Origin of the sequence: Amphritea pacifica (genome assembly GCF_016924145.1) — a bacterium.
Taxonomy (GTDB): domain Bacteria; phylum Pseudomonadota; class Gammaproteobacteria; order Pseudomonadales; family Balneatricaceae; genus Amphritea; species Amphritea pacifica.
Genome location: NZ_JAFFZO010000016.1, coordinates 20,607 through 42,451, shown reverse-complemented (window position 1 = coordinate 42,451; position 21,845 = coordinate 20,607). Strand labels below are relative to the sequence as shown.

Below are 21,845 nucleotides of genomic sequence, written 5' to 3'. Positions count from 1 at the left end.
TACCTGAGTTGAGGTGTGAAAGTTGACTGGATCTATACGACAACGATTGGGACGGGCTGTGATTGACTGGAGCCTGCGCCGCAGTCCCCGATTAAAACAGCTGACCCTGAGTCAGCGGCGTATCTATATCATGCCCTCGCGGGCAGGAGCCGTGTTCCTGATGTTGTTGCTGGTGATGCTGATACTGGCGATTAACTTTCAGAACAACCTGATGTTTGCTGTCACCTTTCTGCTGGCCAGCCTGTTCGTGATAACCATCCTGCACACCTATGCCAATCTCTCCGGACTGACGATTCAGTTTGTCCGGGGGCACCCTTGTTTTTTGGGGGAACAGGCCGCTTTCGATCTGACTCTGACTGCCAGGGGGGCGCGGCAGTACGAGAGTATTCAGCTGCGTTTGCGCGAAGGGGAGGGAGCCGCTATTGATCTGGTTGAGGATCGACAGCGCAGTCTGACCCTGTATCAGAATACTCATCGTCGGGGTTATCTGCCGGCCGATGCTCTGTTGATTGAAACGTTTTATCCGCTGGGGCTTTTCAGAGCCTGGACCTGGTTGCAGGTCGATCTTAAAAGCCTGGTCTACCCACGTCCCGTCGAGGGGGGGCAGTTGCCCGATCTGCATGATGCGGCAGGGGGCGATCAGCAATCACCGCATCTGGCCGAGCGCCCCGGGGGGGAGGAGTTTACCGGACTGGAGCAGTATCAGACCGGCATGTCCCTGAAACGGGTGGCCTGGAAAAACTATGCCCGGGGGCAGGGGATGCACGCCAAGCAGTATGTCGAACTGAGTGATAATCGCAGATGGTTAAGCTGGGAGTTGTGGCCTGAGCTGTCTGGCGAAGCCCGACTCTCCCGTCTGACATGGTGGGTGTTGCAGCTGCATCGACGGGGTGAGGAGTATGGGTTGCGATTACCCGGTATCGAGATCCATCCCGACCGGGGAGAGTCCCACCGGGTCAGGGTGCTGGAAGCGCTGGCCTGTTTCGGTCTGGAGAGCCCGGTTCACGGGCAGGAGAGCCGCTCGTGAAACCACTGTTCCAACTGACCCGCTGCAGTATGATCTGGTTGTTGGTGAGCATTCTGATGGTCACCGCACCCTATGCCACGGTGGTCCCCGGCTGGTTGTTTCTGCTGGCGCTTCTGACCGTAGGCTGGCGCCTGATGGTACATAGCGGGCGCTGGAATTTCCCCCACTGGAGTGTACGTCTGGTGCTGCTCTTGCTGGTGCTGGTGGGGTTGCTGTTTGAGTTGCGCGCGGGATCGGCAATGGTGATCACCGTCAGCCTTCTGGTGGCGGCTTTTCTGCTCAAACTGACCGAGATGTATCGCCGGCGGGATGCGCTGGTGGTGCTCTATGTGGCGCTCCTGCTGATCGTTTGCAGCTTTCTGTTTTTTCAGTCAATACCGATGGCGTTTTATTGTCTGTTGTCACTGGTGGTTGTTACTGCCTGCCTGAATACCGTCTATCGCAGTCAGCAGAACAGTGATATCTGGCGGCCACTGAAACGCTCCGCCGTGCTCTATATGCAGGCGCTGCCGATGATGCTGGTGCTGTTTGTTATCTTCCCCCGAATGGGGCCGCTCTGGCAGGTGGATCTGAATACCGGGCAGAGCTTTACCGGTCTCTCTGATTCGCTTTCACCCGGGGATGTCAGCCGCCTGACCCGGTCTGCGGATATCGCTTTCAGAGCCCGCTTTGACGGTGACTTACCGCCAGAGAATCAGCGTTACTGGCGGGGGCTGACCTACGACCGCTTTGATGGCCGGCGCTGGAGCCGTGCTGAACCGCAACAGGAGGGGCAAATCCCCTTCCTGATTCAGCCCAATAGTGCTGATCAGGACTATCGTTATCAGATTGTCATGGAAGCCACCGGGCAGCAGTGGCGATATGGGCTGGATGTGCCGCTGAGCTTTCCTGCGACGATGAGTCGCCTCAGTGATCTGACCCTGCAGGGCGGGGAGCCCCTGATGCAGCGCAGACAATATTCGTTGGTGTCCCGATCTGCTCCTGTGCGGGAACCGTTGTTGGATGGCCGTTATCTCAGTTATCTGCAACTGCCTGAAAATGGTAATGAGCGCGCCCGGCAACTGGCGTTGAGATGGGCATCCGAACTGCCAGATGCGCAATCCTTTACGGCGCAGATGCTGACCTTCTTTGCCAGGGATTTCCGTTATACACTGGAACCGCCGCTGTTACCGGGGCGTGATTCTGTCGATCAGTTTCTGTTTCAGACCCGGCAGGGGTTTTGTGGTCACTTTGCCAGTGCCGGAGCCTTTCTGTTGCGGGCAGCCGGCATTCCTGCACGGGTGGTTGGAGGCTATCTGGGGGGGGAGATGAATCCGCTGGATGGTGCTCTTAGTGTGCGGCAGTACGAGGCCCATGCATGGCTGGAGTACTGGGATAGCGAGGACCTGAGCTGGCACCGGCTGGATCCCACCTCGGTGGTGGCACCTCTGAGGCTGGAGCAGTCCGCCGCGCAGTTGTTCAGTTCGGAGCCGTCATTTCTGGCCGATTCGATGTTGATGCGTAACGGCTTCCTGAGTGGTTCGCTGTTAAAACAACTGAGGCTGCGCTATGAGGCACTGAACTATGGCTGGCACCGTTGGGTGCTGAATTTTCATGAGCATCAGACCGGTTTTTTACGGCAGTTACTTGGCGAGATCTCCGTGATCAGAATACTATTACTGATTCTGGTGCCGGGAGGGCTGGTGTTGCTGGCGGTTGCGGGCAGCTTATTTCTCCGTCGCGCAGCGCGCAAAGACCCGCTGTTTCTCGCCTTGCAACGGCTGGATAAACGTTTGCAACAGCAGGGGATGCAACGTCTTCGCGGTGAGACTCCGGGACAGTTTTTTACCCGGCTTGGGCAGGTATTTCCTACACTTTCGGATGAGTTTTTTGCATTGTCCCGCTGTTATGAGCAGATCAGTTATGCGGAAAATTCTGATCCGCAGCTGCAGCAACAGTTCCGGCAACTGATAAACCGTTGTTGTACACAGATCCCTCAGTCATAACTCTGTCTGATAAGCCAGAAGGGTTGTTATGCCGCCGGATTTCGTCATGTCAGACAGGTGCACACATAAATTTGCGGAGAGACGCATTTGATACCCGATTATACTCTGCGGCGCAGTTCCCGGCGGCGCACCATCGAAATTCAGGTTCGTCCGGAGAGTGTCAGAGTGTTAGCTCCAGCCCGGGTGGCGCAGTCCAGAATTAACCAGTTGGTCGCCGAAAAGAGTGACTGGATTGCCACCCGACAGCAGGAGCTGCGGTTACGGTTACCGGTTTCCCCTCAACCGGTGGTGCTGGAGCAGGGCAGTGAGCTGCGCTGGCTGGGTGAGCCTGTGATGCTGGAACTGACAACCGGTCAGCCCGAGACAGCTGTTAACCTGAGTGCGGGGATTATTGAGCTATCGCTTTCCCGACGCATCCGTAAACCGCAGGCTGAAGCGGTACAGCAGCAGCTGGAGCATTGGTACCGGGAGCAGGCACAGCAGTATTTTAAGCGGCGGGTGGCTGAGTGGAGCGAACTGATGAAACTATCACCCTCAGCCATTGTGGTGCGTAGCTATCGACGCAAGTGGGGCTGCTGTAACAGCCGTGGTGTGGTTAGTTTCAACTGGTTGCTGATGATGGCGCCGGTGAGGATTATCGACTATGTTATTGTCCATGAGCTGAGTCACTTGAAACAGATGAATCACTCACCACGATTCTGGCAGGATGTTAACCGGTTTTACCCGGATTATGCTGAAGCGAAAGCCTGGCTAAATAGTCATGGCACGGGTTTGTGCTGGCCTCCAGTCGAAGCCCGTCCTGATCGGTTATAACTCCGCCCGCTTGCAGTTTTCAAACCTTGCTATAGAGAATTTTGATAAATAAAGATATTGATAATAAAGCTTAAGCGCTAGTGCTACTCAGGTAGCAGGACTTTGGTGTGATAAAATAATCCTTTAGTCTCTATCTCTCTGTTAATGGTGGTGATTACATGAAATGGGTAGTGTTTTGCTTTATACAGGGCGGGTTTTCATTTAAAACATTTACTACCGTATTTGAACAATAACGACAAAAGAAGTGGATGAGTATGGGGCTCTATGACACAGTAGAACGAAATTTTTTCAACTCACTAACCCGTAAAATCGTCGGGAATGTGGCTTTCCTGCTTCTGCCCTCGCTGCTTTTTATGGGGGTTAACTGGTATAGCCAGGGTCAGCTTGAGCAGGCTGCGGCGCAGTCGTCCAATAACGCTGAGCTGCTATCCAGGCTCAGTCAGTTGCAGTTTTACAACTGGTTAGTGCTGTGCTTTGCCATTGCCGCCTCGCTATTTACGATCTTTTTTATGCGCCACATTTTTTTACGACCGATTCGTAAAATGATTGATGTCCTCAGTGCGATCAAAGATAAAGATGGTGATATCTCCGCAACATTACCCGATTTTACTCACGATGAAATATCCACAATGGCGTCCAGCTATAACGGATTTTCCACCAGTCTGAAAAAGATTATTGCAGAGACCCGCAATCACAGTGTCCGGGTGGCGCTTAGTGCGACTCAGTTAAGCAAGGTCTTGCAGGAGGTTCATCAGTCAACCACCGATCAGGAAGAACAGGCACAACAGGTGCTGATCTCCAGCCAGGAATCGACCACGGCTATTCAGGAGGTGGCGGGTAATACCCTGAAAATATCCGAGTATACCAGTAACAACCTGAACGAGATCCGCAGTTCAAGCCGTGAGCTGGAACAGGTGCTGGGTCAGGTGCGCACTATCTCTGAGCTGGCATCCGGATTCCAGAATACGGTTGAAAAGCTCAGTGCCAGTTCCGAGACCATTACTGAAATTCTCTCGATGGTTAAACGCTTTTCTGATCAGACCAACCTGCTGGCACTGAACGCCTCCATTGAAGCCGCACGAGCGGGAGAAGCGGGGCGGGGGTTTGCTGTGGTTGCCGATGAGGTGCGAAATCTGTCACAGCAAGTGCAGAATGCGACTTCCGAGATCGATCAGAATATTTCGGTGATGGCTGATCTGGTCAATGATACCAAGACAAACTCCTCCAATATTCTCGAGTATACGCGCAACACGGAAGGCTTTATCAGTGATACCAGCGAACAGTTCACACGCCTGGTGCATGACTTTGAAGGCGTCAATAGTCAACTGACCACCATCAGCTCTACCCTTGATGAGCTTTCCTATACGAACAAAGAGTCTCACTCTCATGTGGAGCGTATCGCGGGTATCAGTGGTGATATTCGCGATGAGATGGAGCGCTCAAGAGAGTTTTCTGCAGAACTTGAGAGCTCAACCGAGGAGACTCAGGAGTTGCTGTCCCGCTTTATTATTGGCTACGGCAGCTTTGAAAATATTATTCAGGCAGGACGGGAGTGGACCCGTCAGATACAGGAGGCTCTGGAACAACTGAACAGCCAGGGCTTTGATCTGTTTGATCGCAATTACAAACGCACTAATGAGGGAGGGATTCCCGAAAAATTTGATGTCAGCTATGTTGAGGCGTTTGAAAAGCTGTTACGTCCGATGTATGACGACTACCTGAGACAGAAGCCTGATCTGATCTACGCACTGGCTATCAGTGTTGATGGTTATGCCCCCGCGCATCATCTGAAGGTGTCTGAACCGATGACCGGCGATTTCGATGTTGATAATGCCAAAAGTCGTCATCGTCGCTTCTTTAAAGGCAGTCGCGCAGAAGTCCGCCGGGTAACCAATACAGCCCCTTTCCTGTTGCAGACGTTTGTCCGTGATACCGGTGAGGTGCTTAATGATCTGACCTTCCCGCTCTATGTTAACGGCCGTCACTGGGGGGCGTTTGCGCTGGGATTCAAGCCGGAGCTGCTGCTCGATAGTGAGAGCAACAATTAAGCGATTATACGCCGATAACTAAAGACGTTGTTCAACAGGCCCGCTGTCCCAGGCAGCGGGCCTTTTTTGTCCTGACAGGACTGAGCCGGGACTGTGTTTTCTAATGAATAGTTAAGTAGCGGTTCAGCTACTAAAGACTTAATCACTGCCCCGCCGGAGTCTTAAGTACTTTCGCTGTACGCCTGCTCATCCTTTGCGGCCGGGGCGATAGCGGGGGGTGGAATGAGCATCTAATTGCCTGTCTGAATGGCTCCAAAGTCGCCTGTTGCCGGTGATCGCAAACCCCAATAATGCCCTGACTTAACAACAAACCAATCGATGAAGAATCAGAGGGCATAATGAATAATAAAAAACTATGGCGCAGCGTGCCGTTGGCCTTGGCAGTAGCATTCAGCAACAGTGCAATGGCCGGGATCAGTCTGTATGACCAGGACGGTACAACCTTCTCAGTAGACGGTTATTTCAACGCCTTCTACACCTATCAGGACAGCGAAGATAAAGTCGCTGACACCAACACTAAAACCTCCCGGGTACGGATGGGATTTCTGCCAAACTATATCGGCTTTAATGTCGGAAAAGAGGTCGGTGATCTGACAGTGGGTGGTCGTTCATCCTTCTGGGTTTCTATCAACGATAGCAATCAGGATGGTGACGGTACTAAAACTGACTCCATGATCGATGTTCGTCAGTTCTACGCCACCGTCGATGGTGATTTCGGTCAGGTGCTGTTTGGTAAGGACTTTGGCCTTTATGCCCGCAGCAATATCTTTGGTGATGAGCTGCTGATGGGTGTAGGCTTTGCACCGGCTACCACCAGTAATACGACGTTTGGCAATATCACCACAGGTTATCCTTATGCCAACCCGACCGCGCAGATCACCTACCGTTCACCAGTGATGAGTGGCTTCCAGGTTGCCGTAGGTGTACTGGACCCAAATACTACGGGCAGTACCGCTGCGGGTGATTCCAACGCTGCTCGTTTTGAAACCGAAGCGACCTACACTGCCGATTACGATGGTGTTGCAGTCAAGGCCTGGGTCGGTGGCGCCATGGGTGATTCCGTGACTTCAGGTGTTGATGCAAAAGGTATCTCTTACGGTGCCAGAATTGCTGCCGGAGGTTTTGCCCTGACTGCATCCGGGTTCGACCAGGAAGGCATCAGCAGTGTGTTTGCCAGCAATACGCTGACCGACAGTGCTGAGTCTGATGGTTATCTGGTACAGGGTTCCTATGCGTTTTCAACTAACCGTGTGGTACTCTCCCACGGCCAGACAAAAAACACCGCAGCTGGTAGCTCTGTGACCACCAAGGATTCTCTCACTGGCGCAGCATTGTTCCACAACATCAACGACAATCTGACACTGGTGGCTGAATATACGGTTCACAAAACCGATAACGGCAGCATCGATACTTCAGCAACTGATACCGTTGCTCTGGGCGCTGTGCTGAGCTGGTAATCTGTCAGCCAGCTCCCGCATCCTTACCGACAACCCCTTCCTCTGTCGGTGAGGATGCTTTTCTACTACTTTAGTCCTGCATTTTTCTATTATTAATTCCTATAAAACAATACCTTATTTAATTATTTTCAATTTCGTACTACTCTTCAGTACTCAAGTATAGTGTTTTCATTTGTCATTCCATTTTAGACTCAAGGGTCATTTCAAACGACGGTGTGACTACTGTGACCAAGCTATCATCTCAGAATATATGCCAGCCCGAGCTGCGCACTGCATTTACGACTGAACGTGATGAACAGGTGGCAGTGGACCAACTGCAGCAACAACTTAACTGGCCCGGTCTCAACTTTGTTCTTTTTTTCTGCTCGGCGGAATACCAGCTGGACAGGCTGGCTAAGGCGTTTCAACTGGGCTTCAAAGATCTGTTGGTGGTCGGTTGCACCACCGCTGGGGAGATAACCGTCGAGGGTTACGATCAGGGGTGTATCTCTGCGATCGGTTTTTCCCGCGAGGCGTTTGCTGTCAGTGGTCGCTTAATAAGCAGTCTGGAGCACTTTGATTTTAATGATGCTCAGGGGGTGGTTGAGCAACTATCTGAGCAGTGTCTCGAGCAGCAGGTGGCACCGATAAAGGATCATAGTTTTGCCCTGACACTGTTTGACGGGTTGTCGACTCAGGAGGAAAAGGTGCTGGTGACACTGGACTCCGCTCTGGGCAGTATTCCCCATTTCGGAGGGTCGGCTGGCGATGATATCTGCCTGGCGAATACCCATGTCTATTTTGATGGCGCTTTTCATACCAATGCGGCGGTGATTATTCTGATCAATACCAGTTGTGAGTTCAGAGTGTTCAGTGGTCATCATATGGAAAGCCGCGATACCAAGCTGGTGGTTACCGAGGCGGATAGTGAGCAGCGCAGGGTGCTGGAACTGAATGCTGAGCCAGCCGCAATTGAGTACTCCCGTATTGTCGGTGTGCCGGTGGATGAGCTGAACCATGAGTCGTTTGCGCTGAACCCGATTGCCGTGAGAATAGGCGATGAGTACTTCGTCCGCTCTATTCAGAGCGTCAACGATGATCTTAGTCTGACATTCTACTGTGCTGTTGAAAACGGTATTGTGCTGACGCTAATGGAGCCCGGCGAAATGATATCCAAGCTGGATCAGCAACTGACGCGTGAAGAGGAGGCGCTCGGCGAGCATCTGCTAACCCTGGGGTGTGACTGTTTTCTGCGCCGGCTTGAGGCACAGATCCGTGGTAAGAGTGATCCTGTGTCCCAACTGTTGCAGCGCCACCGGGTGGTAGGGTTTAACACCTATGGTGAGCAGATCGATGGGATGCATGTTAACCAGACCTTTACCGGTGTCGCGATCGGGAGAAAATCATGACGGGTATGGGGCAGGATCAGCCGATCGACCTTGTCCAGCGGGTTGAGCAACTGGAGCGGGAAAACCGCAAGTTGCAGAAGATCAACCGGGTGCTGATCGAGCGGGTTGAAGTCAGTGCTACCACCCGTACCGATCCCTATGCCGCTTTTGAACACTCTGTCGTGCTGGCCGAACAGGTACGCGAAAGAACCGCCGCACTGAATGTCGCGCTGGGCGATCTAAAAACCAGCAATACAGCCCTGAGTCAGGCAAAACAGCAGGCCGAACTAGCGCATCAGCGTCTGATTGATGGTATTGAAAGTATCTCCGATGCATTTGTCCTGTTTGATAGTGAGCGGCGTATTGTCCTTTATAACAGCAAATTTGAATCGGTCTGGGCGGGGACTGGCGTCTCCATTGAAGAGGGGCTGGGAATTCAGGATATTCGCCGTCTTGCGGATCAGCATGGGCTGATCGAGGAAGAGCTGCGGGGGGATGAAACGGATAACTCGGTGTTCTACCGGCTCAAGAATGGCCGCTGGTTCCAGGTGAGCGAACGGCCAACGCTGGATGGTGGTCTGGTTATTCTCTACACCGATATTACTGAGCTTAAACAGAACGAAACCGCGCGCCGGGAACGTGCCCTGGCGGATAAATCCCGGGTGTTACAAAATACCGTTGATAACCTCTCTCAGGGGGTGGTGCTGATCAATTCAGAGGGGCGGCTCGAGGTCTGGAATCAGCGCTTTCTGGAACTGTCAGGCTTTGGTGAGGATGAGTTGAATGAGCAACCCCTGTTTGAGGATCTGATCGCCCGGTGTGAACTGATTCTGCTGACCCCTTTCACCAATCACCACCACGCCGGGGGGACTATCGAACTGGAGCAGAGCCTGCGTAATGGTCAGGTGATAGAGATTCGTACCCATCCGATTCAGGAGGGTGGCTTTGTTAATACCTACACGGATATTACCGAGCGCCATCAATATGCTGAAACATTGCGTGAGAGTGAGCAGTGGATCCGCCTGATTACCGACCATGTACCAGCACTGATCGCTTATGTGGGCGATGATCTGCGATTCCAGTTTACCAACAAGGTGTATGAGGACTGGTATGGCTGGCCGCGGGAGGCGCTGATCGGAAAAACCATCACAATGGTTCATGGTGGCGATCAGTTTGTCAATCTCAAACCCTATATCGACAGAGCGCTGTCGGGTGAGAGTGTCACCTTTGAGATCGAAGAGAAAGATCCTCAGGGCGGACCGCGATATATGCTGAAAGCTTATGTGCCCAATCTGGATGCAGAGGGACATGCGGTGGGCTTCTTTGTGTTGATCAGGGATATTACTGAGCGGCGTAAAACCGCCTATGCCTTGCAGGAATCCTATCAGACGATGGAGCAGCGGGTGATTGAGCGCACCTCCGAACTGACCAAGCTGAACGATCAGTTGAGGCAGGAGATCACTGAGCGTAAACAGGTGGAGGGGCGTCTGCTGGAGGCCAGTAAACATGCTGAGCAGGCTAACCTGTCGAAAACTAAATTTCTGGCGGCTGTCAGTCATGACCTGTTGCAGCCGCTTAATGCTGCCCGGCTGTTTACCAGTGCACTGCAGGAAAAACCAGCGGTTCAGAGTGAGCGGCATCTGATCGACTCGGTGGGTAGTTCGCTGGATGATGTGGAGTCACTGCTGAGTACGCTGGTGGATATTTCCAAGCTGGATGCCGGTGTGATTGAACCTGACGTCACGGTGTTTCCGGCCAGCAGTCTGCTGAATAATATCGCCAATGAGTATCAGCAGGTAGCCAATAGCGAGCAGTTGAGGTTGCGCTATGTAGCAAGCAGTGCAGTGATCTGTTCCGATTCTCAGCTGTTGGCGAGAATTCTGAGAAACTTCCTGACTAACGCGATTCGTTATACCGATCATGGTTCAGTACTGCTGGGTTGCCGGCGCAAACGGAATAGTCTGGTTATTGAGGTGTGGGACACTGGTCTTGGTATCCCTGAAGATAAGCTGGGCGATATTTTCCTGGAATTTAAGCGTCTGAAAGACAGTCCTGTGGAGAATGATAAGGGGCTTGGGCTGGGGCTGGCGATCGTTGATAAGATATCGCGGATGCTGGGGCATCAGATCAGTGTCAGTTCAGTGCCGGGAAAGGGGTCAATGTTCTCGGTCGAGGTTCCTCTGGCCAGGCCTGATCAGCTTCCTGTCAGAACCAAAAAGCCGCATCAGCCAACGGCTGGAGACCAGCTTCAGGCGGCTGAGATCTGGTTGATAGACAATGATCCGGCGATCTGTCGGGGGATGCAAACCCTGCTGGAAGGGTGGGGCTGTGTTGTGCAAACGGTCCACGATGAGGAGCAGTTGATGGCGCTGCTGGATAACGGGGAAGCGCCGCAGTTATTGATCGCTGATTACCATCTGGATAATGATGAGAATGGTTTGGATGCTGCCATCCATTTTAACCAACGACTGGCTCAGCCGGTTCCGGTGGTGATGATTACCGCAAACTATACCAACGAACTGAAGCAGATCGTGCGCGAGCAGGGCTATCTGCTGATCAATAAACCGGTTAAACCGATGAAGCTGAAGATGACGCTCAATCATCTGCTGGAATAAGCGCCCCAGCAAATGAACCGCAGGGTGTCAGTGGCTCTGCTAATGTCGGCCAGTGTCAGGATTATAAAGCTTCACCAGGCACTGACTTTATTGCCTGTGTAGCCGGAAATGGGCAGGTTAACGTTTCAGGTACTGGTTGAAGTCTACATTGCCGGCAGAGAGCACCGCCTGAATGCGATTATGTACCCCAAGCTTGCGCAGTATTGCGCTGACATGAGCCTTGACTGTGGTCTCTGCGATATTGAGGGTGTAGGCGATCTGTTTATTGGATTCACCTTCAGACATACGCTCCAGTACCAGTAACTGCCGGCGAGTGAGTGAGGACAACATCTCAGGCGGGATCTGGCTCTCATCGTGACGGCGGTTGATGCTGCCTGAAGGCTTTTCTGAGCGGATGATGTCCGATGGCAGATAAACATTACCGTTAAGAATCTGCTGCAATGCTTCGGTCATCTGCTCCCGTGGTGAAGATTTGGTGATAAAACCGACCGCACCGTAGGTGATTGCCTGTAGTACAATCTGCTTATCCTGTTCCGCTGATACAATTACAACGGGAATCGTTGGCGAGTCATTGCGCAGGCTGATCAGCCCATTCAGACCGTGCATCCCTGGCATATTCAGGTCCAGCAGAATCAGATCAAGGTCCTCTTCCTCTTTGGCAATTTCCAGTGCACTGTCCAGGTCTTCAGTTTCGAGTGTTTCACAACCAGGAAAACCATTCGCGATGACGCCGCAAATTGCTTCACGAAACAGAGGGTGGTCGTCGGCAATAAGAATTTTATACACGTTGTTCTCCCGCTGGGCGACTGCCGGTTGGCAGATAGTTACCGCCCATTATAATTATTCTGTAATGGGACTGGGTTTATTACCCCAGTTTACTACATTGCAGTTTCTGTGTAGAAACTGCTTTACCTGTGATGCGTTTTAACCGCTGAAGATCTTCTTAGTCAGATATGTCCACAACCGCTTCCGAGCTGGTCGCAGGCCTGATCGCTCAGGTTAACATCCGCTGTATAAATTAACGCTTATTCTATTACACCGTTAGGAGGAGTTTATCGCCATTCTACTATGCGTGTAAAAAACCAATACTAAAGTACTATTATCTGTCATTGGGGAGCAAGTGACGGATAAATAAACATAATTTTACGTTTGTGATATGATCCTGCGGCCTGTATGCCTGCGTTAAGGTCTATACGATCTCTGCTTATGTGGTCTACCCGTGCAGTGAGTTGGTTTGAGTTAAAAAACGTTTTCCGTAGCAAATACGTTGGATCTGATCAGTGAATAAAAAAAATAACACGACCCGATTCCCTGCCCAGCTGTTGTGGGGCGTCTCATTTATTATTCTTATACTGTTGCTGTCACAAACTCTCTATTTCTTTTTCAGCACCAAAAATCAGTACCAGCAGCAGTTGGTGTCCCTGCGAGAAAACCTGATGCAGTCCCAGCGAAAGCGGCTCGACGCCGAGATGGCTGATGCTGAGTATATGATCAGACAGATGTTTACCGAAGCCACCGATCTGCTTAAACGTGAATCGCGTCTGCAAACCCGTCAGGCCCTGCAACTGATGAACTCGCTCTACCAGCGCTATCATAAACAGCTCAGTGAAGCTGAGATGAAACAGTTGCTGGTTGAGGCGCTGCGGCAGATCCGTTTTTTTGATGGCCGGGGGTATTATTTTATTGATCAGATGGATGGCACCGCCGTGTTGTTGCCGATCGCCCCGGAGATGGAGGGGCGCTCCCTGCTGAACAACCGGGATGATACCGGGCACTATATTATGCGCGGGCTGATAGAGGCGGTATCTAACACTCAACGTGCCGGATTCTCCAGTTATCGTTGGTATGCACCCGATAACAATCAGGTGATGAAAGATAAGATCGCCTACGTCGAGGTGTTTGAACCCTACAACTGGATTGTTGGTACTGGTGATTATCTGTATCGGTTTGAAGATGATCTTAAACCACGAATCTATAACTACATCCGCAACATCCGCTTTGGACATACCGGTTATTTTGCGCTGGCGAACAATGATGGAACCCTGCTGGCCAGTGGTGTCACTCCTGAGCTGGAGGGGGTTAATTTTACAGATGATCCAGACCCCAGGATTCGGGATAGCGCGCAGACCGTAGTAGAGACTGCCCACAATGGAGGCGGTTATCGCTTCTATGACTGGTTCAGACCAGGGGAGAGTACCCCCAGTAAGAAGCTATCACTGATTCAGCCTCTGCATGATCGTGGCTGGATTCTGATAGCGGGTATCTTTCAGGATGAGTTGAGTGAGTTGTTGTTGACGCAGGAGCAGTCCCGCGATCGGGAGATTCGAACCGTTGTGATCAAGCAGGTGATCGCCTTTACCATCATTGGCTTATTAGCCTTGCTGTTGACGCTCACCTATAGCCGCTGGCTGCAGTCGCGCTTTAAGCGCTATGAGAACGATATCCACAAGCAGCAGACTATGCTGCGTAACACGGCCGACTCTCTTAAACTCAGTAGCCTGATTTTTGAGTCAGCCTATGAAGGGATCATCGTCAGTGATGCCGACAACAATATTCTGCAGGTGAACAGCGCAGTGACCCGGATTACTGGCTACCGGCAAGATGAACTTATCGGTAAAAATCCGACAGTGCTTGCTTCTGACCGTCAGGACGCCGGCTTTTACCGGCGTATGTGGCAGAGTCTGGATAGCGAGGGCGTCTGGCGTGGCGAGATCTGGAATCAGCGTAAAAACGGTGAGGTATATCCTGAATGGCTATCGATCAGTGTTAACAAGGATTCCAGCGGTAAGGTGCAGAACTATATTGCTATCTTTTATGATATTACCCAGCGTAAAGAGCTGGAACAGCAGTTACGCAGTATGGCGGAAACCGATCCGCTTACAGGGCTGGCAAACCGGCGCACCCTGATGGACAGTCTGAACCGGGATCTGGCTTTTAAAGAGCGTTATCAATCTCCGGGCATCGCTCTGTTTTTTGTTGATCTTGACCACTTTAAGGCAATCAATGATAACTATGGACATGATGTTGGAGACACGGTGTTGAGTGAGGTGGCGAATCGCTTAACCAACTGTCTTCGTGAGTCCGATCTTGCCTGCAGAGTGGGAGGTGATGAGTTTGTTGTGCTGAGTAAATTTAAAGATGATGGCGACTCCCGGCAATTACACCAACTTAGCCGGCGGTTATTGAGTGAGTTGCTGAAACCGGTGCGTTTTGCCGATGTTGAAATCGCGATCAGTTGCAGTATCGGCGTGGCTGTCCACCATCAGGGCGAGGATGCATTTGAACTGATGAAATCGGCAGACCAGGGGCTTTACATGGCCAAGCATCAGGGACGCGGCCGGGTTATCTTCTATGGTGACAACCCCGGCACTATCGTTTGCCCATCCCCTGCTGAGGCTGAAATCCCCTGACGGCGACGATCGAAGCCACCAGCGTTACTATAATCACGATGCTCAGCGCTGTGCTGTTTACCTGCTGGTATAGTGCAAACCGGATCAGTTCAACTCCGTGGCTGAAGGGGTTCCAGGCGCAGATCCAGTAGAGCCATTCGCTCGCTTCACGCATCTTCCATAACGGGTAAAGGGCGGAAGAGAGAAAGAACATCGGAAAAATAACGAAGTTCATCACCCCGGCAAAGTTTTCCAGCTGCTTGATTTTAGCTGAGATAAACAAACCGATCGCACTCAGCATCATCGCAACCAACAGGAAGGCAGGAAGTGCGGTGAGATAACCCCAGAGAGGCGCTTCAACCCCCCAGAACCAGGCAATCACCAGAAAACCATAAACCTGTAACAGGGATATCAGCGAGGTTGCCAGCAGCTTGGATAGCAGTAAGAAAGGCCTTGGCATGGGGCTCACCAATAGCACCCGCATACTCCCCATCTCCCGGTCGTACACCATTGACAGCGAGCTTTGCATACCGTTGAACAGAATAATCATGGCGCACAGTCCCGGCACAATATACACCTCATAGGTGATATAGGTTTCGTAAGGCGCAATGATGGCGATACCCAGTGCTGCACGGAAGCCCGACGCAAATACAACCAGCCACAACAAGGGGCGAACCAGGGCGCTGAAAAACCGCGAGCGCTGCTGCACAAAACGCAATAGCTCGCGCTGTAACAGACCATTAAAACAGATCAGTGCATCGCGAAGAGTCATGTTGATGTTCCTGTAAGTGATCGGAACAGAGTACTGATGTCTGCACTCTGATGTTGCTGGCATAACTGATCGGCAGTATCGCTGGCGAGAATCCGGCCTTTGAAGAGGATAGTAACGGGGTCATCATTATGCACCTCCTCAATCAGATGGGTAGCCCAGAGTACGGTGAGATGCTGTTGTGTGCATAACTGACGAATATGTAGGTTGAGGGATTCCCGGGTGGCGGGATCAAGGCCAACACTGGGTTCATCGAGTAGCAGTATTTCGGGCTGATGCAGCAATGCCCGGGCGATTTCAACCCGGCGTCGATGACCACCGTTGAGGGTGCGGACCTTATCGTGCAGTCGCTGGCTGAGATCAAAGCGGGCCAGCTCTTCGGTGATCCGGGGCAGGGCTTGTCGCTTCGACATACCGTGCAGCGCTGCGTGGTAGTAAAGGTTCTGCGCCACACTCAGATCCAGGTCCAGTGTACTTTGCTGAAATACCACGCCGAGTTTGCGCATCACCTGGGCTGGATGATGCGCAATACTGTGTCCGGCAATGGTGATCTCGCCACTCTGCAGCGCGTAGAGTCGTGATAACAGCGCAAACAGTGTGCTTTTACCTGCACCGTTAGGCCCCAGCAGGGCATTAAAACAGCCCTCCTGTAGTGCCAGATTGATATCCTGAAGGGCATTCAGAGAGCCATAACTGAAACTGAGATTGCGGATGATGATGCTCATAGTCGATGCTCATAGTTGCCAGATAGCTGCCTGGGGATTAAGGAGTCAGGGTTTGATCCGGATTCCCCAGGGATAGCGTCCCACTTTGATCGATTTGATTACCTTCATCCGGTCAAGGTCAATCACCGACACATCGCCGCTGATACCATTGGTGGTGAGCAGGCGGCTCTGGTCAGTATTAAATTCCATATGCCATACTCTGCGACCGACCAGTAGATAATCCAGTATTTCATAGGTTTTGGCATCGACAACCGCGACATGATTGGCAGGTCCCAGCGCAACAAAGGCATACTTGCCGTCATCGGTTAGTTTTATACCGACTGGCTGTATCTTGTCCGGGTGTACCCCTTTGATCTTGAAGTGAAGCTTATGGCTTATCTGACGACTGGCAACATCGATGATTGACACGGTACCGCCAATTTCGGATGAGGCCCAGACAGTGGTGCCCTCTTTGTTAAACTCGATGTGTCGCGGGCGCTGGTCTACCAGGGTGTTATCCACCACCTCATGGGTTTCAGTATCGATCCAGTGCACCATATTGGTGGTCTCGCTGGTGGCCAGTGCCCATTTGCCATCGGGGCTGACTGCCATCCCTTCCGGTTCAACCCCGACATCAATCTGCGAGATCACCTCCTGGGTTGTTACATCCACCACCGTGACCACTGCATCATTCTCATTGGCGATGTAGAGTCTCCGGTCATCCGGGTGCAGAGCAAACTGTTCCGGGTCTTCCCCTGACGGCAACTGGGCGATGATACGGTTGTTTTTCAGATCCATCACCTGCACCGTATCTGAATCGCTGGCACAGATGTACAGGCGGGTTTTATCGTGGCTGAAAATGATCCCCCGGGGGCGTTCACCTACCGCGATCGTATCGGTAACCTCCAGGGTGTCCAGGTCGATAATGGAGAGGGTATCGTCCTTTTCGTTTGACACATAAGCCGTTTCAGCAACCGCCTGATGACATACTATCGCGGTACTCAGGGCGAGCGCTACAGACGGGACTAGTTTGGTTAAATATCTCATAGAGCAGATCCTGTTTTTCTTCTTATTCCGGGAAGCGTTAATGGGAAGCATAGGTTACTTTGCAGCTTGACTCCGGCTGATCAAAACCCAGTGTGTCCAGATCGGTGACCGGATGGAGAAAACCCTCCAGCGGTGGCTGAGCGACCAGTGAACGGGGTTGTACTAATGGAATCGGCTGGCGCAGCTGACCGCTCCAGCTGCGATAGTTCAGTTTACGGCCTTTAAATGCAGCCAGTTGAAACTTATCTGAGTTGATAAAATTAAACAGGGTTTCTGCGTCAGACGATTTGGTTTGTGTGACCGCTTCGCCAATCGTCCTGATAGCGGCCCAGGCGGCGTAATCCTTGCTGTTCATCCAGCGTTTAAACTGGTCTTCAAAACGACTCTGAAGCTGCGCCGCACCCCACTGTTCCACCACCCGGTGCCAGGCTACCGGGGTTAGCCCCTGAGTGCCGGCCACAGGTCTTGGATACCAGGTGTTATATAGCACGTATTCGCCAAAATCGCCCTGTTCATCGGCAATAACCACCAGATCATACTCATCTGTCTGGGTAAACAGGGGCAATTCCCGCTGTGCCGTGCGCCGCAGATCAGTATCAAAACTCCAGGTTTTCTCTGCCACAATTTTCAGACCAAAGCGTTTAGCGGTACGTTTCAGGGCGTCAGCATAGGCGATGTCCCCGGGTTGCGAGCCTTTAATCAGCAGCCAGCGCTGCAGACGCCGGGCATTACTCCACTGTCCCAGGGCGTCGGTCAGCATAGCGCGGCTTGGCAGAGTATGCAGGGTATTTGCCAGACATTCACGGGTGCGCAGCTCATCGGCGTAACTGCCGGCATTAAACAGGATCGCGCCATAGGGGCTGGCCAGTTGGTTCAGTTCGATCAGCTGCTTTTCTGGCAGATCCGTAATCAGTAGTCTCAGACCGTCCCCGAGCCATCGCTGTGCAATCTGATTGACCTGTTCCGGTGATGCGGCAAGTTCTGAGGTCAGGGTATAGTGCTGTTTCAGGAAGCGGCCTGTGGTGTTGTTATCTTTGAGTCCCAGCTGGGCACCACTGAAACCACGGTCTTCCGGTTCCGGAATCAGGTTTGAAAGTACCGGTCCCTGATGGGGGTGGTAAGCGATGTAGCCGATACGGATCTCCTGGGGGGCTGCCAGAGCATAAAGACTGAATATGGAGCCCGCCAGAATCCAGGATAGTGATTTGAGTGTGCGCATATAAGAACTCATTGGTCAGAAGCTTTCAGGATAGGTGCTACCGTAAGCGGGTTAAATATGCGGAAAGTACTGAACAATTAGTTCTGAAGTACTATTTTTAAAAAGCAGTATCAGCTTAGCATTGATCATAAATAATGATAAGCAGAGGAATATGGGCATGATGCGGGTGATATTAAGTGGTATTGCGGTGGTCACTATCACTATCTCAATGATGTTCAGCGGCAAGCTGTTGGCAGAGGGGGATCTGACTCTCAAGCCGCAGCGTCTCCCTGAACTGGTGATGGGCAGCGAAGAGAGTGACTACAGTCTGTCGCAAAAAACCTATGAACTGGAAACCGGCAAAGCGTATCGACTTGAACTGATTGCCAGTGGTTTAAAACCCTATGCGTTTCGAGCCCCGGAATTCTTTTCCTCGATCTTTCTGCGCAAGGTAGAGGCGGGAGATATGGAGATTAAAGCGGTCAGTCTGACCGAGCTGGAGTTTGAAGATGAGGGCAGTGCAGAGCTGTTTTTTGTGCCTGTTAAACCCGGAACCTTCGAGTTTTATATTGCGGGGCTACGGCATAAAGGGATGGAAGGAGTGTTTATCGTTAAGTAACTCCCTGTCTTAAAACGCTTATGAACCCTGTCACGGGCCAACCGGATTCAACCATGAAAAACGTTTCCGCTTCGATCATTCTTACTGTTTCACTGGCACTGGCCGCAGCTGTTCATGGGGCTGATGCTGATAGCGGTCTGCCGGAGGAGTTTCTTGATGCCCGGCCCAGTAATCAGCTCTATATGGCTTACGCCGAATTTAAAATGGGCCATCACGATCTGGCGCGGCAGATGTGGATGCATATTGGTGGTTCTGGCAGGTCTGAAGCGCTGTTTAACCTGGCTAACCTTTATATCCAGGGCGTTGGCGTCGATAAAGATCCTGGGCGGGGTATGCAGCTTTACCGTCAGTCCGCTAAAGCGGGTAGCAGGGCGGCGGCCTATCAACTGGGGCTGATCTATCTGCATTCACCTGACTATAAGAATCATGATCAGGCTCGCCACTGGTTAACCGTTGCCGCTTTGGATGGTGATAGTGATGCGGCAGGTCTGTTGGCCAGTCTGGAACGTGATAAACCTGGCGACCCCCTGTCGCAGGTTGAGGCGTTGTTGATTCATGGTGACAGTGATCAGGCCCTGGAGCAATTGGAAACACTGGCCGCAGCATCGCCACCGGATTATCGCGCAGTCACCCGGCTGGCCTGGCTGTATGAGAGTGGTCTGGCGGTAGAGCGGGATATTGACCGGGCTGCCGAGCTGTTCATGCAAGCTGCAGAAGCGGGTAACGCTGAAGCACAATATGCCCTCTCAGTGATGTATCAGACCGGTGTAGGGCGGGTGCAGGACGATAGTCTGGCAAAGCAGTGGTTGCAAAAATCAGCGGCCCAGAGCTATCCTCCGGCGCTGGATCAGTTGAAACAGATTGATCAATAATCCTATCCTTCAACCATCAGATTTCAGCGTTTGGCTGGATAGCTTTGCGCTGCACTCTGACCGATTAAGAGCCCTGGTCAGATGGCTTTCCCCTGCTGATTCTGGCTTTTGTTAATATCAGTTTTTGTCTGTTTCGCAAATTATCGCTCATAAAAGGCAGATAATATTCTCATGTTTTTATTTATAAGCTGATGATATATAAGAATAAAACTATCTCAGCGGATATAGCTAGTACGAAGGTACTAGTTTTTCGGCACCAAAGCAGAATTCTGGAGCTTTCTCCTCCCGTTCTATTATGTCTCCTATAGCGATCTCCCGCTCTTTTGTGAAGTGTGTGCCAGGGTAAGCCTGGGAGATCCAGAATTTTTAAAACTCTAATAAGACTGGTGATGTAAATGAGAAAGCCAACTAAAACTCTGGGTGCTGTTGCTGCGGGGACTCTTTCTATGCTGTTGTCGGCGCAGGTATTGGCGCATGGTGATGTAACACCGCAGTCGGTGGATACTCATGAGCTGAAACAATTGGGTGATGAGTGGCTGGATGAGAATCCCTATGGTGAAGATTACGAAAAACACGATGTTGCATTGGAGATCGGTTTTTCGGCCTACACCCAGAACTGTGCCCGCTGTCATGGTCTGGAAGCGATCTCAGGTGGTATTGCCCCGGATCTGCGCTACCTTGAGCCCGGCATCGAAGGCGATGACTGGTTTAAATACCGGGTGATTAACGGTGCGGTTCGTGATGGTCGTGTCTACATGCCAAAGATGGCAGATTACCTGAGTCAGGAAGCTCTTTGGGCAATCCGCACCTGGTTGGTTTCAGTGTCAACCACAGAGTAACCGGAGTCTGAAATGCGAATTCTGCTGCTGTTGACTGTATTGACCCTGAGTTGGGCAGGTGCGGCTCAGGCTCGCTATTACGATGATGTAATCGCCAGTGGTGTTATTCACATTGGCGCTTACAAAGACTTCCCGCCGTACTCTTTTGAAAAAGAGGGTATACCCGTAGGGGTGGATATCGAAATTGGTCATCGGATCGCTGAAGCCTTTGGCGTGAAGATGGAGGTTCACTGGATCACGCCGGATGAGAGTCTTGAGGATGATCTGCGTAATAATGTCTGGAAAGGGCATTACCTGGATAAAGACGAGAATGATCCGCTTGCGGCAAAGCATCTGGCTGATGTGATGATGCGGGTGCCATATGATCGGGAATACGCATTTAAGCGGGATGATCAGGGGCTGCTGATCAATGATCAGGTGGTGCTGTTCGGACCCTATCAGCGGGAACGCTGGCAGGTGGCATTTGATAGCGAAAAGCTTGACCGGGTAGGGACAGTGGCGGTGTTTCAGTATCACCCTATCGGTGTTGAAATTGATAGCCTGCCGGACTTCTATCTGACCTCCGCTTTTGGCGGGCGGATGCGGAAAAACACCCATCACTATTTCTCCAATAGCGAAGCGTTTGCTGCCATGCAGGCGGGCGAGGTCGATGCTGTCATGGGCATGCGGGCAGAGGTCGACTGGCAGATCGGTCAGGCCGGAAATCCACGCTACAAGCTGGCAGAAAATGGTTTTCCAACCATGGGTAAGCAGCAGTGGGATATCGGCATGGCGGTTTCGCAACGCTATCGTCAACTGGGTAATGAGGTTGACGTAGTGGTTGAGCGACTGATTCGCAGTGGCGAGATAGAAAAGATATATGCCCGGTATAACCTGCGCTATGAGCTGCCAGGGTTATATCAGGATGTTGCTCAGTAATAACGATTGCTCTGGTGCTGTCAGCCTTATTAAGAGGAACGGTGTCAGGGCATAGTGTGTTTCAGCCTGGGATATCGGCCCTGCGTTGCAGAGCTATGAACCAGGCTGGTGAGTTGCCAATATCGCGGTATTCACCAGCGTTTAGTATCAGGGGCTGGTGGTTAAACGCCTGTTTTTA

17 protein-coding genes are annotated in these 21,845 nt (G+C 51.8%); 12 read left to right on the top strand and 5 right to left on the bottom strand.

The window, feature by feature from the left end; genetic code table 11:
- Window positions 1-22 precede the first annotated feature (22 nt).
- From JW499_RS10725 to JW499_RS10695, 7 genes are all read left to right on the top strand, one after another.
- Window positions 23-1,027, top strand: a complete 1,005-nt coding sequence (locus JW499_RS10725; protein ID WP_205210592.1) for a DUF58 domain-containing protein — start codon at window positions 23-25, stop codon at window positions 1,025-1,027.
- Entirely contained in the window at window positions 1,024-3,012 is a 1,989-nt protein-coding gene (locus JW499_RS10720) for a transglutaminase TgpA family protein (RefSeq protein ID WP_205210591.1), read from the top strand. Before JW499_RS10725 ends, JW499_RS10720 begins: the two co-directional genes overlap by 4 nt.
- Before the next feature lie 87 nt (window positions 3,013-3,099).
- Window positions 3,100-3,825: a M48 family metallopeptidase gene (locus tag JW499_RS10715; RefSeq protein WP_205210590.1), complete on the top strand. Its 726-nt coding sequence runs from the start codon at window positions 3,100-3,102 to the stop codon at window positions 3,823-3,825.
- 254 nt (window positions 3,826-4,079) lie between these two features.
- Window positions 4,080-5,873 carry a methyl-accepting chemotaxis protein gene (locus tag JW499_RS10710; protein WP_205210589.1) on the top strand — a complete coding sequence of 598 codons (1,794 nt, stop codon included), beginning with the start codon at window positions 4,080-4,082 and terminating at the stop codon, window positions 5,871-5,873.
- A 338-nt stretch (window positions 5,874-6,211) separates the two neighbouring features.
- On the top strand, window positions 6,212-7,330 hold the full coding sequence (locus JW499_RS10705) for a porin (protein ID WP_205210588.1): 1,119 nt from the start codon (window positions 6,212-6,214) through the stop codon (window positions 7,328-7,330).
- A gap of 224 nt (window positions 7,331-7,554) precedes the next feature.
- On the top strand, window positions 7,555-8,718 hold the full coding sequence (gene nosP / locus JW499_RS10700; protein ID WP_205210587.1) for a nitric oxide-sensing protein NosP: 1,164 nt from the start codon (window positions 7,555-7,557) through the stop codon (window positions 8,716-8,718).
- Window positions 8,715-11,312, top strand: a complete 2,598-nt coding sequence (locus JW499_RS10695; RefSeq protein WP_205210586.1) for a hybrid sensor histidine kinase/response regulator — start codon at window positions 8,715-8,717, stop codon at window positions 11,310-11,312. The genes nosP and JW499_RS10695 overlap by 4 nt, the downstream gene beginning before the upstream one ends.
- A gap of 117 nt (window positions 11,313-11,429) precedes the next feature.
- Here JW499_RS10695 and JW499_RS10690 read toward each other — a convergent pair whose 3' ends face one another.
- Window positions 11,430-12,098 (bottom strand): response regulator, encoded by a 669-nt coding sequence (locus JW499_RS10690; RefSeq protein WP_205210585.1) that lies wholly within the window; start codon window positions 12,096-12,098, stop codon window positions 11,430-11,432.
- Between the two features lie 494 nt (window positions 12,099-12,592).
- On the opposite strand from JW499_RS10690, the gene JW499_RS10685 reads away from it, so the two are divergent.
- Window positions 12,593-14,722, top strand: coding sequence for a sensor domain-containing diguanylate cyclase (locus tag JW499_RS10685; protein ID WP_205210584.1), 2,130 nt, complete (start codon window positions 12,593-12,595; stop codon window positions 14,720-14,722).
- On the opposite strand, the gene JW499_RS10680 is transcribed toward JW499_RS10685, so the two are convergent.
- The 4 genes from JW499_RS10680 to JW499_RS10665 are packed head-to-tail and all read right to left on the bottom strand — an operon-like array spanning window position 14,682 to window position 18,440.
- Window positions 14,682-15,473, bottom strand: coding sequence for an ABC transporter permease (locus JW499_RS10680; protein WP_205210583.1), 792 nt, complete (start codon window positions 15,471-15,473; stop codon window positions 14,682-14,684). The genes JW499_RS10685 and JW499_RS10680 overlap by 41 nt on opposite strands.
- Window positions 15,470-16,195, bottom strand: a complete 726-nt coding sequence (locus JW499_RS10675) for an ABC transporter ATP-binding protein (protein ID WP_205210582.1) — start codon at window positions 16,193-16,195, stop codon at window positions 15,470-15,472. Before JW499_RS10675 ends, JW499_RS10680 begins: the two co-directional genes overlap by 4 nt.
- A gap of 45 nt (window positions 16,196-16,240) precedes the next feature.
- Window positions 16,241-17,221 carry a YVTN family beta-propeller repeat protein gene (locus JW499_RS10670; RefSeq protein WP_205210581.1) on the bottom strand — a complete coding sequence of 327 codons (981 nt, stop codon included), beginning with the start codon at window positions 17,219-17,221 and terminating at the stop codon, window positions 16,241-16,243.
- A gap of 37 nt (window positions 17,222-17,258) precedes the next feature.
- Complete coding sequence (locus JW499_RS10665; protein ID WP_232846346.1) at window positions 17,259-18,440, bottom strand: ABC transporter substrate-binding protein; 1,182 nt, start codon at window positions 18,438-18,440, stop codon at window positions 17,259-17,261.
- Window positions 18,441-18,597: 157 nt separating this feature from the next.
- Between JW499_RS10665 and JW499_RS10660 the strand changes: the two genes are divergently transcribed.
- The 4 genes from JW499_RS10660 (at window position 18,598) to JW499_RS10645 (ending at window position 21,667) form a co-directional block, all read left to right on the top strand.
- Window positions 18,598-19,038: a cupredoxin domain-containing protein gene (locus tag JW499_RS10660; RefSeq protein ID WP_205210579.1), complete on the top strand. Its 441-nt coding sequence runs from the start codon at window positions 18,598-18,600 to the stop codon at window positions 19,036-19,038.
- Between the two features lie 53 nt (window positions 19,039-19,091).
- Window positions 19,092-19,910 (top strand): tetratricopeptide repeat protein, encoded by an 819-nt coding sequence (locus tag JW499_RS10655; protein ID WP_205210578.1) that lies wholly within the window; start codon window positions 19,092-19,094, stop codon window positions 19,908-19,910.
- A gap of 395 nt (window positions 19,911-20,305) precedes the next feature.
- Window positions 20,306-20,749, top strand: a complete 444-nt coding sequence (pedF, locus tag JW499_RS10650) for a cytochrome c-550 PedF (RefSeq protein ID WP_205210577.1) — start codon at window positions 20,306-20,308, stop codon at window positions 20,747-20,749.
- Window positions 20,750-20,761: 12 nt separating this feature from the next.
- The gene (locus tag JW499_RS10645; protein WP_205210576.1) at window positions 20,762-21,667 is read left to right on the top strand and encodes a substrate-binding periplasmic protein; all 906 of its coding nucleotides are present in this window, start codon (window positions 20,762-20,764) and stop codon (window positions 21,665-21,667) included.
- Window positions 21,668-21,845 lie beyond the last annotated feature (178 nt).